The organism is Ensifer sp. Root142 (assembly GCF_001426785.1).
GTDB classification, from domain to species: Bacteria; Pseudomonadota; Alphaproteobacteria; order Rhizobiales; family Rhizobiaceae; genus Ensifer; species Ensifer canadensis.
Window position 1 is genome coordinate 47588 of record NZ_LMFK01000024.1, and the last position, 787, is coordinate 48374.

General features: G+C 60.8%; 3 pseudogenes. All 3 read left to right on the plus strand.

Annotated elements, in window-relative coordinates:
- A pseudogene (locus tag ASD52_RS37695) lies at positions 1 to 106 on the plus strand (electron transfer flavoprotein subunit beta/FixA family protein); the annotation flags it as partial.
- A 217-nt stretch (positions 107 to 323) separates the two neighbouring features.
- A pseudogene (locus ASD52_RS40265) lies at positions 324 to 565 on the plus strand (electron transfer flavoprotein subunit alpha/FixB family protein); the annotation flags it as partial.
- Position 566: 1 nt separating this feature from the next.
- A pseudogene (locus tag ASD52_RS40270) lies at positions 567 to 787 on the plus strand (electron transfer flavoprotein subunit alpha/FixB family protein); the annotation flags it as partial.

The window sequence follows — 787 nt, forward strand, 5'->3', positions numbered from 1 at the left end:
GAAGGTGCTGAAGACCGAGGAGCCGGAAGGCCGCAAGGCCGGCATCAAGGTCAAGTCGGTGGCCGAACTGGTCGAAAAGCTCAAGACCGAAGCCGGCGTGCTCTAGTTCATGCTTCCGCAAAGTGGGAACCGGTTTGCGGACAAACGCATGAACCACGTCAGAACCGTTGAGCTCCGATCGCCAAGGGATCGTTGAGCTCGAACCGAAAGGGAGAACAAAACCATGGCTATTCTGCTTCTGGCTGACCACGACGGCAGCCANAACCGTTGAGCTCCGATCGCCAAGGGATCGTTGAGCTCGAACCGAAAGGGAGAACAAAACCATGGCTATTCTGCTTCTGGCTGACCACGACGGCAGCCACCTTTCCGACCAGACCGCAAAGGCGCTGACGGCGGCCGCCAAAATCGGCGGCGACGTGCATGTGCTGGTGGCCGGTGCCGGTGCCAAGGCGGCTGCCGACCAGGCCGCCAAGCTTTCCGGCGTTGCCAAGGTGCTGGTGGCCGAGGATGCAAGCCTTGCCAACAATCTGGCCGAACCCTTGGCGGCGCTGATCGTTTCGCTGTCNGCCAAGCTTTCCGGCGTTGCCAAGGTGCTGGTGGCCGAGGATGCAAGCCTTGCCAACAATCTGGCCGAACCCTTGGCGGCGCTGATCGTTTCGCTGTCGGGCAATTACGACACCATCCTTGCTGCTGCCACTTCGGTCGGCAAGAACGTCCTGCCGCGGGTTGCAGCGCTTCTCGATGTTGCCCAGGTTTCCGAAATCACCGAGGTGGTCTCGTCCGATAC